Raw genomic sequence first — 13,853 nt, 5'->3', positions numbered from 1 at the left:
TGTGCAAAGAGAGTTTTAGCCTAAGATAAAAATATTAGTCTAATCTGCTATCTTAATTTTTGATTTTCTCCTGTAATACTAACAAAGTTTCTTGATCATCTGTTAATAAATTTTGGGCTGCTTCTAACATAGATGGGGCAATATCTATTAGATCTTCTCGATTATTTAAATAAGTTTTCAAAGCTGCCATGGGGTCAATACTGCTACTAGCTGTTAATTCAGGAATGCGGGGTTTGGCTAACTGACTAACTAGTTCGGCTTGAATGGTATAAGTGTGCGCTATGCTTAAAGTATGGTGGAGGGAGGAGTTATCAATTAAATCCAATTGTTCTGACCGCAATTTGTAAATCAATCGCACCACATTATCTTGAATATCATGTTTAGCGATCGCTTTTAATAATGCTTTTTGAGGATCATCCTGTTTAGATAAATCTACCTCAATTGTCCGAAATACCCGCACCGCTAAGGGACAAAATTCCCAATTCACTTTCCCCTTTTCCAATTCTATCATTACATAACCTTTGTCTTCTTTCTCCTCGCTAAAATCCACCCGTTCAATACTACCTGGATAAATCACTGGTGGATCATTGGATTTATTTAAATTTTGGTGTTTATGAACATGACCTAAAGCCACATAATCAAAGCATGATCGAGTTAATAAAGATAAAGGTAAAGTAAACCCTTTCCCCACTGCTAACAAACGTTCTGCTCCTAAAGTGGCATTATCAGCCATTAAATGGGCTAACAGCACCGTGGGTATCTCTGGATCAAGACGGCGAATTTCTCCTTCTATAACTATCTGTAAGCGTTCTGTTAGTAATTGATTAACTTCCGCTAGAGAAGAACCCTGCGTTTCTTGACGAGTCATCAAAGTGGAACGGGTTAACCAAGGGAGTGTAATTATTTGGATGTCTCCATTTCGGGTAGAGATGCGATGAGTAGTTAAGGTATCACCAACCACAAACCCTGGTACACCTAAAGTTCGATAAATATTTAAACTAGCACCTCCCCAACCTTGGGAATGCTGGTCATGATTTCCCACTAATAACACCGTGGGGATATCTGCATCAACTAAACGGCGAAATTGATTAGCAAAGGCTTCTTGCACATAAGGTGCAGGTGTGGCATTGGGAAAAGCATCACCACCAAATAAAACTAAATCTACATGATCGGCCAGCGCCCGGTCAATACACAAAGATAATGTCTTGATAAAATCTTCTAACCGGGTATTTAATCCTGTGGCTGGATTAATCCGTCCGTGACAAAAACCGCTACCAATATGGATATCTGAAAGATGGAGGATTTTCATAATTTGTCAGTTGTCAGTTGTCAGAGTTTTTTTGTGAAATATTGCCAATGGAGTTAAGATAGGCGTTTAACTTGGGAGAAAGTTCATCAATGATTGGTTTGAGCTTATTTACTTCTTTGCTGGTTAAAAGATTTCGTATATAAGCTCTTCGTAACTAATGTCTAGTTTCATTTAAAGAACCTCTCGCTATCCTAACGAAACGGCGATTATCCTGACTGACAAGTGACCATTAACAAGTGACCATTAACAACTGACCACTGACAACTAACTAAATGTGAATTCCACACTCGGTTTTTTCACTACCGCGCCAACGTCCAGCGCGTTCGTCTTCACCGTCAGCTACTTTGGTGGTAATGGGTTCGTCGCCAATGCTGGGATAACCTTGGTCATGGAGAGGGTTGTAAATTACTTTATGTTCGGCTACATAGGCCCAGCTTTGTTTGCGTGTCCAGGTAGCTAGGGGATTAATTTTTAATCTTCCCTTACCATCTAATTCAAATACAGGCATGGTAGCACGAGTCACGGCTTGATCACGACGGCGACCAGTAATCCAAGCGACGGTGTTGAGTTCGTCTAAACCTCGTAAAAGTGGTTCAATTTTGGTAATGTCGTGGAATTTAGCAATATCTGTATCCCAGAGGGCTTCACCGAATTTAGCAGCAAAGGCTTCACGGCTATCTACGTCTGGTGTTTTATAGGTTTGTAAATCTAGGTTATAGATTTCTTTGACTTTAGCAACCAATTCTAGGGTTTGGGGGAAGTGATAGAGGGTATCCAGGAAAATGACAGGAACAGGATGCTTGAGTTCGCTATAGAAAATGTGTGTCAAGATGATGTCATCAACGTTAAAGGCACTAGTTTGTACCAGTCCGGTGGGGATATTCTGAACAGACCAAGCTAAGATTTCTGTAGGACTTGCGGTTTCAAATTGCTGATTTAGTGCTACTAAGTCAAAGGCAGTAGAAGTTGTCATGATCTTTCTCTAAAACAAAGATTTTTTTACTTTTATTAAATTTCATATTATCGCATCAAGGCACATATCCCGCCCGATGATAGAGGAGATCCAACTAGGAAGTAAAGAAACTGATAATAATTCTTCCCTGTTCCCTGTTCTCTGTTCCCTGTTCCCTAATTCTGTAGTATTTTGATTGCAAGTCTGTTTAAGGATTCATCCCATGCAACAGTTACTCAAGCAATTATTTAGTAACCAAAGATACCTTATTCGTCTCATTTTACCTGTCTTGGTAATGATGATGGCGACTTCACTGTTTATTTTACCTGCTTCTGCTACTGGTGTATACCAAATACCCGGTCTGACGGCAGATACTTGGATTTTAGATCAAGCTGATGTGATTAGCCGATTGAATGAAGGTCAGATTAGTAAGGCTTTCAAGGATTTGGCTCAGGAAACTGGTAATGAAGCCAGAATTGTGACTATTCACCGTCTCGACTACGGGGAAACACCGGAAAGTTTTGCGAAGGGATTATTTAGTAAATGGTTTCCCACAGCAGCAGAGCAAGCTAACCAAGCATTATTACTGATTGACACTGTTAGTAATGGTACTGCTGTGATTAGTGGGGATAAAGTTAAGTCTCTGTTGACTGATTCTATCGCCCAAAGTGTGGCTGAAGAAACATTGGGTGCAGCCTTACGTGGTGGTAATAAATATAACCAAGGATTTTTGGATGTGAGCGATCGCTTGGTTGCTGTTTTGTCTGGTAAACCAGATCCAGGTCCACCACAGGTAATAGAAACGGTCAAGGTAGAAGGAACATTTACCAAAGCGGAAGAAACAGATCAAGGTAATGCTACGGCTTGGGTTGTCGGGCTGTTAATTGCGGCTACTGTAATCCCTATGGCAACATATTACATTTATCAAGTGTTTCAACAACCACCTTCTAAGGAGTCTGAGGAATAGAGAATAGGGGATTGGGGGGAGAATGTTTATGGAGATATTTTGGGTGCATCCCACTTGGGCAACCTGGTAAATACGATCTGATGTTAAGTCTTAAATTTCCAGCCTTTAGCCACTGAGTATAATTACTTGATGTCCAAACTGGGATGCACCCGATATTTTTTATTTAGAAGTTCTTAATGGTTTATACGTACGTAAGTATATATTTTGCACAAGTTTTCCACATTTAGTCTCTATATTTGAAATATGTTAATCACCAAAAGGTAAGCTATGGCTATTTCAGGATTTCTCTCTGAACTTTCCCTTGCAGAAATATTTCAACTACTTGAGCAAGGTAATAAAACTGGTCGGCTAACAATTAAATCACAACCACAGTATTCATCTCAACAAGAAAAAAATTTTTATATTTGGTTTAAACAAGGACGTATTGTTGCTGCGGCTAATAGGTTGAATGGACAAGAATTATTATCCATCATCCAACAAAGAGGTTGGCTGAGTATTGGGGCTGCAACTCGAATTACAAATGTTTGTGCAACTAATCAACCAGTAGGTTTGTGTCTCAAATCCCAAGGGGTATTGGAAGCAGAACAATTAAAAATGTTATTTAATTATCAAGTATTAAATCAAGTTTGCCAATTATTTGAGTTACAAGATGGAAGGTTTCATTTTGATAATACAACGCCTCTACCTATTTCAGAAATGACGGGTTTAGCTGCTATACCTAAAGAAGTTATACTCATGGGTCTAAGAGCTATGCGTAATTGGAAGATGCTTGAAGACAAATTACCAGATCCAACTTTTGCGTTAGTCAGCATAATTAATCACAAGCCTCAATTCCGATTAAATCAACTAGAATGGCAAGTTTGGGAATTTACTAAAGGGACAGTCTCAATTAGCGGGATTGCTGAACAGTTAGGAATACCTGTAGAAAAGATTCAACAAGTCGCATTTCGACTCATAGTTGTCGGGATATTAGCAGAAATTCCGATTATTTCAGAAGTGCCAAAACAGCTATATGAACTAGAATCCACAATGCTTGACATAGAATTTGCACCAAGCAAAAAAGAAGTCACTATCAGTAAGTCTTTTCTCCAAAGCCTAGTTGGTTTTCTGAAGAATAAATAGATAAGTTTTCAGTTAAAAATAACTGACCTGTAGGGCTAATTTTAGAACTACAAGACTCCTATTTGATTCTTTGATTTTTGGGGTAGTCTAAGCTTTGTGGTAAAAGATTCCGTATGCATCTACTTATCTATGCCAACCTAACTTATTTTCACAAGTTTTGCACAATTATTATATATATTTAAAGATACGTTCACTGTGATTATTTCAGTATCACTTTCCACAATCCTCTAACTAGAAGTTCAAACTATGTCAGAATTACGAAAAGAACTCGGCAATTTTAACAGTATTACTTGCTTCAAGGCAGCGATTACGGGCATGGAAGAAGCTTTGGGAGAAAAAGCTACAGCCATTGCGCTAACTACAGCCGGTCGTGCTAGGGGTAAAAAGTTAGCTGAGGAATTAGGTCTAGACGGAGCTTTAACTGTATTAGATGATGCAGTGGATAAATTAAGACAGGCTTTAGGTAAGGACGGCACACGTTTATGTATAATTGAGAAAATCGTTACTGAAGGAGACATCATTAAAGTCTATACTTCTGAAACCTTATGTTCTGCTGGTGAAGAACTAAATTCAACCCGAAAATGCACTTTTACTATGGGTGCAGTTTGGGGTGCGGTTGAGCAGGTAATTGGTAAGCGTTTAAGAGGCACACATACTGAATCAGTTCTCAGAGGTGGTACTCATGATGTGTTTGAATTCACTCCTTTCTAGTAACGAATATAAATATATATGTAAGTGAATCCAGCTTTGGGATTCAGGCTTTTATTCCAATTTTCAATTCGCACTGACAGTAATAGAGAATTATCAAAATGGCAATCAACACTGAAAAACTCAGCATGATTTTGCAAAACTTTGTAACTGCTACCTCTGATGTCCAGGGAGCAGCCCTTGTAACCCCTGATGGTTTGCCTTTAGGTGGGACTTTACCCGGTAATATGGATGAAGAAAGAGTATCAGCAATGTCAGCTTCCATGCTATCTTTAGGTGAACGCATTGGGATGGAACTGGCTAGAGGCACAATTGAGCGCATCTTTGTAGAAGGAAATAAGGGGTTTGGGATTTTGATGGGTTGTGGTGACGATGCCGTTCTATTAGTTTTAGCTAGTGAAACCGCTAAACAAGGAGTTTTGATGTTAGAAGTTAAGCGCGTCATATCCGAATTAAAACTGATTTTGATCTAATTGATAGTGAATTTAATTCAATATCAAATTTCGATAAAAAGTTCCCTGTATAGTAATCCGTTTTGATTTCTGTACCTCTTCCGGGAGACGTAGCCATATTTATTTGGGTATGCAGGGAACAGAATCTGTTTTATGCTTCCACCTTAGATAAACTGGGTTTTTGGGGTGAATGAATTAGTATTCTAATAATTTTTATATATTTATTTACAACATATTTTTCCAAAATCAAGTAATTTTAGATAAAAATTCTTCACAAGTTCTACACAATTTTTATCTAAAGTAAAACTGTAACGGTACGAAACAGATAATTTTTTAAATTAAGCATGAATAATCTAAAAATGGTAGAATTCAATGATCTATTTCATGAATTCAAGATTTGTAGACAATTGCGGTATAACCGCCAGTTAAAAGTTACGAATTTAGAGGGGAAAGAATGGACTTTCTATTATTGTCTGGGACAGATGGTTTGGGCAACAGGAGGAACTCATCCATTTCGTCGTTTACGCAGAAATATAACTCTATTTTGCCCCCAGATTAATATTGATAACTTACAGCCATTTTTAGCAAATACATCACTAGATTACTGGGATTATTATTTGCTAGAAAATTTATATCAAAACCTGAAAATTGAATCTCAACAAATTAACGCAATTATTAACAGTACAATATCAGAAATTTTCTTTGATTTAGCTCAAGAAGTAAATTTTAAATCTTTGAGTTATGAGTATGACGAAAAAGTCATCTTAGAAGCAATTATAACTTCCAGCACTAAAAATATATTTTTTCAGCAAACACAAGCATCTTGGAATAGTTGGTCAAAAGCAGGTTTAGAAGGTTTATCTCCTGACTTAGCACCAGTTATCATCAAACCTGAAATCATCCAACAAAGAGTTAGTCCAGGTGTTTATAAAAACCTTGAACGTTTAATCAATGGTAAATATACTCTGTGTGATTTGGCTGTGAAAATGAAGCAGAGTGTGTTATCAGTTTCTCGTTCATTGCTGCCTTATATTAAACAAGGAATTGTAGCATTAGTAGAAGTAGCTGATTTACCTTTAGTAAAGGCAAAAATTCAAAATAACTATAGCAGTATACCAAGAACAGAAAATCCTACCATTCCAGTTATAGCTTGTGTTGATGATAGCCCTCAAATCTGTCAAATGTTAGAGAAGATTATTACCTCAAATGGGATGAAATTCATCAAGATTGAAGATCCTCTAGAAGCTTTACCAATTTTAATAGAGAATAAGCCAGATTTAATTTTCTTGGATTTAATTATGCCGGGAATAAATGGTTATGAACTTTGTGCAAATTTAAGACATACTTCTGTTTTTGCTAAAACACCCATAGCGATATTGACAGCTAGTAATGGTAGTTTCGATAGAGTGCGGTGTAATATATTTGGAGCTACGGATTTTATCAACAAACCTGTAGCTACAGATAAAGTCATGAAGATAGTATATAAGTATGTGGAATTTAAAAAAACTGCTGATCATCCTTCTAACTTTACCTATTGTTATTAAATATCTCACAATCTTTGATGAGGATAACGAGGTAAGGATATAATAAATGTTGTGCCTAGCTTTTCTTTACTTACTAGAGAAATAGTTCCTTCATGGACTTCCACGCATTTTTTCACAATTGCTAATCCTAAACCTGTTCCCTTAATATTCCCAACATTACTACAACGATAGAAAGCTTCAAACAATTTTGATTGATTTTCTAATGGAATACCAATTCCTTGATCTTGGATTCGGAATGTAGCAATCTGATTGTGACATTCTAAATCAAAATAAATTTCTGATCCCGGTGGAGAATATTTAATTGAGTTCGAGAGTAAGTTAATCAGGATTCGTTGAAGTAGTGTAGAATCCATATCTGCGTCTGTAGGTTCTTCAGAGCAAGTAAAGCAAATCTGATGTTGATTATTTACACTATATTTGAGCGTATCAATAACTTCCTGACAAAATTCTTTCAAGTTGATATGCACAGATTCATACTGCATTTTAACTGCTTCCATATTCCCGATAATCAGTATTTCATCTAATAACAAAAGCAGTTGATCCACAGCGTTATTAATCTTGCCAATATAACGGTTAATTGTTTCAGGAGGAGGAATATTGCCACCACATTCAAGTAATCCGGCAAAACCCTGAATACTGGTCAGCGGATTGCGAAAATCATGGGAAATCATGGAAACAAACTCTGATTTTATCCGGTTGAGTTCTTGTTCTTGCTCTAAAGCTTTTAAAGCTTGATCTTTTGCTTCTTGCAGTTCTAATTGCATCCGTCGTAAGCTCAACTGATTTTCAATCCGAGCCAGAACTTCTTCTACTTGAAATGGTTTAGTGATGTAGTCTACACCACCAATGCGAAAAGCTTTAATTTTATCTATAGTTTCGCTTAATGCACTGAGAAAAATGACTGGGATTTCACAGGTATTGGGATCTAGTTTTAATCGCTCACAGACCTCATAGCCATTGATATTAGGCATATTAATATCTAAGAGAATAATATCTGGATGCTCTATTACTACTGCCTTAAGTGCGATTGTACCACTATTTGCACAGCGCACATCATATCCTTGCTCCTCCAACATATTGGAGAGTAAATGTAGATTGTTTGGTGTATCATCAACTATTAAAATATTACCTTTATATGGTTTAGATGGAATGTTATTCATAATTTAATTTACTTTAGTAGAACGTAAAAACCAAAATTTATATGCTGTTTAAAAATACTTCTAAATGTGAGTTCGGATTGTGCGAATGCGCTGGAGACGATTGATAATTCTAATTAATAGTTCTTGCGCCACAATGGGTTTAGTTAGATAATCATCCGCACCCATGACAAACGCTTTTTGTAACATTTCTACATCATTGCAGCTAGTCAAAAATAGAATTGGTAGCCAATTCCAATCATGATTTTGGCGGACAGCTAAACATAAATCTAAACCTTCTGTTCCACTAGGCATATTAATATCAAGAATCAGAAAATCTGGATGAATTGATTTTAATATCTCCCAGAAATTATCCTGATTTTCTAAACAAGTAAGCTCAACTCCTAAGGGTTCAAGTATGCTTTTGAGGATGATCAAAATTTGTGGATCATCATCAACTGCGATGATTTTGGCATTAATTTTTTCATTGGCTATAAACTTATCATTGATACTAGGTAAGGTACTTACTTCTTGAGCAGTCCGTTCTAATTGCTGACGTAAATTTCTCACCAACGGCTCTAATATTTGAGCAAATTTATATTGATGAATTTGTGTAACCTCTGATGGTAACTTAAATTCTGACTGAAATAAAACTTCTATTTTTCGAGCGAGAATAGTTCCCTCTTCAAAGCCAAACATACCCAAAGATCCTGCCAACTTATGAGCATTTTCAATAGCTTTTTGGCATAAATTCTCATCAAAAATACCTACTAATAAAGAAGATAGAACTTCTTCTATAGCAATTAATCGTTCAAAACTTAAGTTTTTTGTCTGTTTCCAGATTTTGGTAAGAGATACATCTAAAATTTCTTGTTTATTTGTATTGCTGAGATTTGAATTAGTTTTGGGTAAGGTAAAAGCAGGATTAATTCTGTATCCCTGTCCATAAACTGTTTCTAAAAAATCATCTGCCTTAACTGCTTTGAAAATTCGGCGCAGATTTTTAATATGGGATCTGACTGTAGATTCATGAGGTGGTTCAGCATCAAAAGACCACAGATGATCAACAATTTCGCTGGGACTATAAACCCGTTTTTGGTTACGAAGAAACAATTCGACTAGAAGGTACTCCTTCCGGCTAAGTTTCAGCACGTATGACTTATAACTTACCTCGTGCATATTTGGATCAAGTCTGATATCACCACATTCTAGAATAGTAGAAATAGATGTACTGCCACGACGGATTAAAGCCCGAATTCGAGCAGCTAGTTCCTGGAAATTAAATGGCTTCACCACATAATCATCTGCTCCGCTATCTAAGCCTATAAGTTTATCCGTGGTAGTATCACGACCAGTCAATAGCATGACTAACACTGGATTTTTTTGTTCTCTTAAGCGACGACAAAAGCTAATTCCATCTAGTTTGGGAAGTATCACATCTAATAGAATTAAATCATATTGAAAGCCTTCCACAAACTCCCAACCAACTTCACCATCTTTAGCAATATCAACAACATAGTTTTGTTTTAATAAAAGCTCTGTTAATACCTTTGCTATGGTTTCATCATCATCTACTATCAAAATTCTCATCAGCTTTAATATATTTTATTATTAAATAATACATGATAACTAAACTCCATCTCAGTAATAGAGAAGGATAAAGAACTGGGAGGATTAACAAGAGTTAAGTATGATAATTGACAGAGTAAGTCTTATAGTAATACATATACAGAACACTAAATAAAATTTAAGATATGAAAATTAAAAAAGTTTTAGTCATTGATGACGAAGATGATATTCGAGAAGTTGCTCAAATTAGTTTAGAAATCATGGCTGGATTCAAGGTAATTGTCGCGGCAACAAGTCAGGAAGGCATACAAAAAGCTGAAACCGAGCAACCAGATGCAATTTTGCTGGATGTGATGTTACCTGACATGGATGGCTTAATAACGTTTGAGCAACTTCAGTCCAATCCCAGGACAAAGCATATACCAGTAATTTTACTTACTGCTAAAATACAGTTATCAGATCAACGTCGCTTTGCAAGCTTGGGTATTAAAGCCGTCATTAGCAAACCCTTTAAGCCTGCTCAATTAGCTGAACAATTGTTAGTAGCGTTAGATTGGAGTGAATAATTTAGTTTCCAATCAATTACTAAATTAAGATTGTTTAAATTAATTTAAATAAAAAATATGAGCAAGATACAAAAATCACAATTACCTGCAAATATTTTAGTAGTTGATGATAATCAGGTAAATTTACTTTTGCTTTCCAAGGTACTTTCTAAATCAGGTTATCAAGTCTGCTCAACTATAGATGCTAATTCAGCATTAATATCAGTGGAAACTAATTTACCAGATCTGATTTTAATGGATATTATCATGAATGATATGAATGGTTATGAGCTTTGTCAAAAGCTGAAAGCTAATGAAAGCACTCATGATATCCCCATTATTTTTATTAGTGCATTAGATGAGTCTTTTGATAAAGTAAAAGCATTTAATGTTGGTGGTGCTGATTATATTACTAAACCATTTCAAGCGGAGGAAGTAATTGCCAGAATCGAAAATCAACTGAGATTTCGACGCTTACAACATAGGTTAGTTGAGCAGAACCAAGAATTACTACAAAAAACTCAAGCTTTAGCAAATTTCAGTTCCAGTCTTAAGCAATTACATCGCATCAATATCGCTGACTTTAATAATGTTGAAGAACTATTTACCGACTATTTAGATACAGGTTGTCAAGTCCTAGAATTTTCAGCAGGAGCAGTTGGTCAAATTAATAATCAAATTTATTCATTTCTGGCTGTTAAATCTGACTTTGATTCCTTAGTTACTGGGTTACAAATCAATCTATCAGATGCTTATTGTGGAAAAGTAGTTGATCAACAAAAAACAGTTGCATTTCATCATGTACAACAAATAGAAGAAATGCGTTGTCATTCACTCTACCAAAGCCTAAAAATAGAATCTTATATTGGTACGCCCATTTGGGTAAATGGAAAAATTTATGGTACACTTTGTTTTTTTTCTACTCATGCCAGACCTGAAAAATTTGAAAGTCATGAACAACAAATTATTGAATTAATGGCTCAAAGTATTGGTAAATTTATCAGTGCCTACCAAACAGAGATTAAACGTCAACAGGCAGAAGAAGAATTAAGAAAAAGTGAAAAAGAAATTAGAGAAACTCAGGTATTTCTAGATTCTATTATTGAAAATATTCCTGATATGATATTTGTTAAAAATGCAGATGATTTAAAATTTATTCGTCTTAACAAAGCAGGTGCAGAGCTACTAGGCTATTCCCAAGAAGAATTAATCGGTAAGACAGATAATGAATTTTTTCCATCAGAGCAAGCAGATTTTTTTAATGATAAAGATCGGGAAGTATTAGCCAAGAAAAACATTGTAGATATTCCCGAAGAAGTGATTCATACCAGATATCAAGGAATCAGAACTCTACATACTAAGAAATTACCAATTTTTGACGAAGCTGGAAATCTTAAATACCTACTAGGTATAGCTGAAGATATCACTGATCGCAAACGTCAACAAACTGCTTTACAAGAAAGTTTACAACAGCAACGAGCAACCCTGCGAGTGGTGGAAAGAATGCGGCAGACGTTGGATATTGAACAAATATTCCGGGCTACGACAGAAGAAGTTAGAGAATTATTAAAATGTGATCGCGTTGCTATTTACTACTTCCATTCTGACTGGAGTGGTGAATTTGTCTCTGAAGCAGTTGGTTCTGATTGGAAATCCTTATTATGCCATGATGTTGTTGTGCAACAAAATATTTATAATGATGATTGGAATAAGTTAAAAAATAACTGGTTTACGGATGCTCATCTCCAACAAACTCAGGTAAGTGAAATATCTTATCAATCTAAATTTGTCGTTGAAAATATTTACAAATCTGGTTTTCCTAATTGCTATATAGATATATTCGAGAAATTTGCAGCTCAGGCATATATTGTTGTGCCAATTTTTAAGGCTGACAAATTGTGGGGACTGTTGGCAGTTTATCAAAACTCTGCTCCTCGTTCTTGGAAACAAAATGAAATTAATCTTGTTGCACAAATTAGTAACCAATTGGGAATAGCACTTCATCAAGCAAAGTTATTTAATCAAATTCAACAACAATCAATAGAATTACAAAAAGCCAAAGATGCTGCGGAATCAGCTAACCAAGCTAAGAGTGAGTTTCTGGCTAATATGAGCCACGAACTGCGGACTCCACTCAATGCCATTATGGGCTTTACTCAATTAATGAGTCGTGATTCACTCTTAAATCCAAAAAATCAGGCCCATCTGGAAATCATCAACCAGAGTGGACAACACCTATTAAAACTTATTAATGACGTATTGGAAATGTCAAAGATTGAAATAGGTAAAATTAAACTCAATCCGGCAAGTTTTGATTTATGTTATTTACTGAAAAACTTGGAAGATTTATTAAGTTTAAAAGCTGCATCAAAACAATTAAACCTCATTTTTGATTATGATCTAAATCTTCCCAAATATATCATCGCAGATGAAGTCAAACTTCGCCAAATTTTACTAAATTTGCTAGGAAATGCCATTAAATTTACTGAACAAGGACAAGTAACACTCCGTGTCAGAACAGCAGGAAATCAAGATCAAAAAGATATGCTTTCTACTTCCTTATCATTTGAAGTAGAAGATACAGGTCCTGGTATTTTCCCAGAAGATATTCCACAATTATTTAATGCTTTTGTGCAAACTAAAATAGCTCAGTCCCACCAAGGAACGGGACTAGGATTAACTATTAGTCAAAAATTTGTCAAGTTGATGGGCGGTGAGATCACAATTGAGAGTATTATTGATCAAGGAAGTATATTTCGATTTAATATCAAGGTGGATTGTACTGAAAAAGTAAATATTCCTGCCCAATTGCCTCAGAATCGTATTATTAGCCTAGCACCTGAACAACCAAATTACCGATTATTAATTGTAGAAAATCATGGTGATAGTAGACAACTTTTAGTGGAGTTACTTGTACCATTAGGATTTGATGTTGATCACGCTGAAAATGGACAAGAAGGAATTGCTTTATGGATGAGTTACCAACCCCATCTAATTTTGATGGATATGCAGATGCCTGTTATGGATGGTTACGAAGCAACGAAGCAAATTCGCACTTTAGAAAAGCAAAATATTTCATCTTCACAGTTACCAACTAAAATAATTGCTTTGACTGCTAGTGCCTTTGAGGAACAGCGAAATGAGATATTATCTATAGGCTGCGACGATTTTATTCATAAGCCTTTTCAAGAAGAATTTTTATTAAATAAACTGGCTGAACATTTGAACCTTAGTTATATTTACGAAGAAAAGACAAAAGATATGAAGAAAAAAGAAGAACAATCTTTATCTTTAGAGATGATGTCTAATGAATGGATTCTCCAATTATATAAGTCTGCTAATAGATGTAGCAAAAGTCAAACTATGGAATTAATATCTCAAATTCCTGAACTACAAAAAAACCAGGCCAAGGCTTTAACAGATTTAGTTCATAATTTTCACTTTGATAAAATTGTCCAGTTATGTGTTGAGTATTCCCTAATACCATTAGAATAGTCACATATCCTAGTTAGGGTTTGCGGAACAAATTTTTTAGTCAAAAGTAAGAGT

General features: G+C 35.6%; 11 protein-coding genes and 1 pseudogene. 7 read left to right on the top strand and 5 right to left on the bottom strand.

From position 1 onward, the window contains the following. Positions 1 to 52: 52 nt before the first annotated feature. From sbcD to cysH, 3 genes and pseudogenes are all read right to left on the bottom strand, one after another. A complete protein-coding gene (gene sbcD, locus FJR11_RS12525; RefSeq protein ID WP_168504225.1) occupies positions 53 to 1,312 on the bottom strand; it encodes an exonuclease SbcCD subunit D in 1,260 nt (419 codons plus the stop codon). Between the two features lie 10 nt (positions 1,313 to 1,322). Continuing rightward, positions 1,323 to 1,523: pseudogene (locus FJR11_RS23565) on the bottom strand (four helix bundle protein); the annotation flags it as partial. A gap of 54 nt (positions 1,524 to 1,577) precedes the next feature. Next, positions 1,578 to 2,282: a phosphoadenosine phosphosulfate reductase gene (gene cysH, locus FJR11_RS12515; RefSeq protein WP_168504055.1), complete on the bottom strand. Its 705-nt coding sequence runs from the start codon at positions 2,280 to 2,282 to the stop codon at positions 1,578 to 1,580. A gap of 202 nt (positions 2,283 to 2,484) precedes the next feature. Here cysH and psb32 point away from each other — a divergent pair, with 202 nt between their 5' ends. From psb32 to FJR11_RS12490, 5 genes are all read left to right on the top strand, one after another. After that, positions 2,485 to 3,228 carry a photosystem II repair protein Psb32 gene (gene psb32 / locus FJR11_RS12510; protein ID WP_168504053.1) on the top strand — a complete coding sequence of 248 codons (744 nt, stop codon included), beginning with the start codon at positions 2,485 to 2,487 and terminating at the stop codon, positions 3,226 to 3,228. A 267-nt stretch (positions 3,229 to 3,495) separates the two neighbouring features. Further along, positions 3,496 to 4,350 (top strand): DUF4388 domain-containing protein, encoded by an 855-nt coding sequence (locus tag FJR11_RS12505; protein ID WP_168504052.1) that lies wholly within the window; start codon positions 3,496 to 3,498, stop codon positions 4,348 to 4,350. A gap of 246 nt (positions 4,351 to 4,596) precedes the next feature. Next, positions 4,597 to 5,061, top strand: coding sequence for a hydrocarbon-binding protein (locus FJR11_RS12500; RefSeq protein ID WP_168504050.1), 465 nt, complete (start codon positions 4,597 to 4,599; stop codon positions 5,059 to 5,061). 98 nt (positions 5,062 to 5,159) lie between these two features. Next, positions 5,160 to 5,531 carry a roadblock/LC7 domain-containing protein gene (locus FJR11_RS12495; RefSeq protein ID WP_168504048.1) on the top strand — a complete coding sequence of 124 codons (372 nt, stop codon included), beginning with the start codon at positions 5,160 to 5,162 and terminating at the stop codon, positions 5,529 to 5,531. Positions 5,532 to 5,854: 323 nt separating this feature from the next. Beyond that, the gene (locus tag FJR11_RS12490; RefSeq protein WP_174763011.1) at positions 5,855 to 7,054 is read left to right on the top strand and encodes a response regulator; all 1,200 of its coding nucleotides are present in this window, start codon (positions 5,855 to 5,857) and stop codon (positions 7,052 to 7,054) included. Positions 7,055 to 7,059: 5 nt separating this feature from the next. Here the strand turns inward: FJR11_RS12490 and FJR11_RS12485 are convergent, their stop codons facing one another. Next, positions 7,060 to 8,214 carry a hybrid sensor histidine kinase/response regulator gene (locus tag FJR11_RS12485; protein ID WP_168504046.1) on the bottom strand — a complete coding sequence of 385 codons (1,155 nt, stop codon included), beginning with the start codon at positions 8,212 to 8,214 and terminating at the stop codon, positions 7,060 to 7,062. A gap of 60 nt (positions 8,215 to 8,274) precedes the next feature. After that, on the bottom strand, positions 8,275 to 9,780 hold the full coding sequence (locus tag FJR11_RS12480) for a response regulator (protein ID WP_168504044.1): 1,506 nt from the start codon (positions 9,778 to 9,780) through the stop codon (positions 8,275 to 8,277). A gap of 164 nt (positions 9,781 to 9,944) precedes the next feature. Here FJR11_RS12480 and FJR11_RS12475 point away from each other — a divergent pair, with 164 nt between their 5' ends. Both FJR11_RS12475 and FJR11_RS12470 read left to right on the top strand, forming a co-directional pair. Beyond that, the gene (locus FJR11_RS12475) at positions 9,945 to 10,325 is read left to right on the top strand and encodes a response regulator (RefSeq protein ID WP_168504042.1); all 381 of its coding nucleotides are present in this window, start codon (positions 9,945 to 9,947) and stop codon (positions 10,323 to 10,325) included. Positions 10,326 to 10,382: 57 nt separating this feature from the next. Continuing rightward, positions 10,383 to 13,799 carry a response regulator gene (locus FJR11_RS12470; RefSeq protein WP_168504040.1) on the top strand — a complete coding sequence of 1,139 codons (3,417 nt, stop codon included), beginning with the start codon at positions 10,383 to 10,385 and terminating at the stop codon, positions 13,797 to 13,799. Positions 13,800 to 13,853 lie beyond the last annotated feature (54 nt).

Source organism: Anabaena sp. UHCC 0187, from assembly GCF_009712035.1.
Classification (GTDB): domain Bacteria; phylum Cyanobacteriota; class Cyanobacteriia; order Cyanobacteriales; family Nostocaceae; genus Dolichospermum.
The sequence above is the reverse complement of the archived record's forward strand: the minus strand, read 5'-3'. Positions and strand labels throughout refer to the sequence as shown.

Coding starts and splice junctions, on each gene's coding strand:
- cysH (WP_168504055.1), bottom strand. CDS start 2,282: ATGACAACTTCTACTGCCTTTGACTTAGTAGCACTAAATCAGCAATTT.
- psb32 (WP_168504053.1), top strand. CDS start 2,485: ATGCAACAGTTACTCAAGCAATTATTTAGTAACCAAAGATACCTTATT.
- FJR11_RS12505 (WP_168504052.1), top strand. CDS start 3,496: ATGGCTATTTCAGGATTTCTCTCTGAACTTTCCCTTGCAGAAATATTT.
- FJR11_RS12500 (WP_168504050.1), top strand. CDS start 4,597: ATGTCAGAATTACGAAAAGAACTCGGCAATTTTAACAGTATTACTTGC.
- FJR11_RS12495 (WP_168504048.1), top strand. CDS start 5,160: ATGGCAATCAACACTGAAAAACTCAGCATGATTTTGCAAAACTTTGTA.
- FJR11_RS12490 (WP_174763011.1), top strand. CDS start 5,855: ATGAATAATCTAAAAATGGTAGAATTCAATGATCTATTTCATGAATTC.
- FJR11_RS12485 (WP_168504046.1), bottom strand. CDS start 8,214: ATGAATAACATTCCATCTAAACCATATAAAGGTAATATTTTAATAGTT.
- FJR11_RS12480 (WP_168504044.1), bottom strand. CDS start 9,780: ATGAGAATTTTGATAGTAGATGATGATGAAACCATAGCAAAGGTATTA.
- FJR11_RS12475 (WP_168504042.1), top strand. CDS start 9,945: ATGAAAATTAAAAAAGTTTTAGTCATTGATGACGAAGATGATATTCGA.
- FJR11_RS12470 (WP_168504040.1), top strand. CDS start 10,383: ATGAGCAAGATACAAAAATCACAATTACCTGCAAATATTTTAGTAGTT.